The organism is Agrobacterium larrymoorei, assembly GCF_013322225.1.
Classification (GTDB): domain Bacteria; phylum Pseudomonadota; class Alphaproteobacteria; order Rhizobiales; family Rhizobiaceae; genus Agrobacterium; species Agrobacterium larrymoorei_A.
The window spans coordinates 1-1,479 of sequence record NZ_JAAMFB010000051.1; the positions used below are offsets into that span (position 1 = coordinate 1).

Consider the following 1,479-nt stretch of genomic DNA (forward strand, 5'->3'; position numbering starts at 1 on the left):
ACTTCAACGCGCTGACGCCAATGATGGTGGCGGCATAATCGAGGCGGAAATCCACTTAGCGAAACGCCCGAAACTGTTCAAACAAACTGAGCCACCTCTGACATTAGCCTTCTTAAGAAAAAAGATGCCCCTGTGGAGGCAAAGATGTTGGCACTAAAATATTTGGTGCATTTCGTGGGGGATGTCCATCAGCCCCTACATGCTAGCGTAAACACTGGAGGCGAAGTGGCTGTATCATATAAGGGCAATGTGCTTAGCCTCCACTACGTTTGGGATAAAACATGCATTGCGGAACGTTCTCTCAAGCCAATTGCCGTAGCCCAGGCTATTAGTGATTTAGCGGTTAATGTGAGTACCGCTGAACCTGCTGTGTGGGCGATAGAAAGCAGAGATGCAGCAAGGGACGAGATTTTTAGTTCAGGGTTTTTCAGAGGCAGTTCTCAGCCCTGGGTACTTCCCGACAGTTACTGCGTCGATCATTGGCCGCTTATCTCCTCTCGTTTGTCATCCGCTGGTCACCGTCTCGCTGTTGTCCTAAACCAGTTGTTCGTTAAGTGAGAAAGCAAAGTTTTTTCAGATACACCTGTAGGAGGTGAGTTGGAGAACTTTGGCTGATTTTTTTGAGTAAATCAAAATAGGAAAATATTCATATTTTGATTTACAGCGAGAGTTTTTTCCTTTATATTCTTCGAAGTTGCCGTACTCGCTCTGAAGATATCAGGTGATGCAGCGGCGGGTTTTGTTTTGGTTGGTTACTCGGCCACCTGAACGAAGCTCGATAACGGAATACTCGCTGTGCAGGCGGAAATAACCCGTTGGTGACCCTATAGGCTGAACGGGCCTCTTGCTGCGCATTGAGTCGTTTCGATCATGGCTGAGTTTGAATACGAATAGAGGCAGAGCAGTAGGAAGACGAGAAGCATTACATTTCAGTTTGGCGTACGGGCCCGGATGCTGGCTGGAATTGAGGTTCGGTAGTTTGGGGGCGCTGAGAGGTGCCACACATATAAAGTTTCGAGGTAGCTTTCAGCGCCCCGTTGAAATGGCTCGTTGATCTCTGATTGGACGAGCAATGAATGTTGATGATGCGAGCTTGATGAGCTGCGCAAACGAATAGTTGTGTCTTGTTGGCGGGAGGAGGTGGAGCAGAAGGTAAGGTACAAAAATATAAAATTGCTAAATCTACAACACTGCATATATAGAAATATATATTTTCAGATCGAGCTGGTGTGTTTAATATATAAATTGTTAGCAATTAAGTTTGCCGACGATCCAAATAAGCTTGCGTAATTTTGGGCGAAATCAGCCAGAGGGCTACAGAATCCACTGAAAACGAAGGGAATTGGCTATATGCGCACGAAAAATGGGAGGAAAGCAGGTGGTTTTTGGGTTCTCAACCGAGGCGGATCAGGATTAAAATAACAGTATCATGATACTGTTATTTTAATCCTGATCCGCCTCGGTTGAGAACCCAAAAAC

Annotated in this window: 1 protein-coding gene; it reads left to right on the forward strand. The window is 45.9% G+C overall.

Annotation, left to right across the window (positions count from 1 at the left end):
- The first annotated feature begins 102 nt into the window (after positions 1 to 102).
- Positions 103 to 558, forward strand: coding sequence for a S1/P1 nuclease (locus tag G6L28_RS23270; protein ID WP_425292700.1), 456 nt, complete (start codon positions 103 to 105; stop codon positions 556 to 558).
- Positions 559 to 1,479 lie beyond the last annotated feature (921 nt).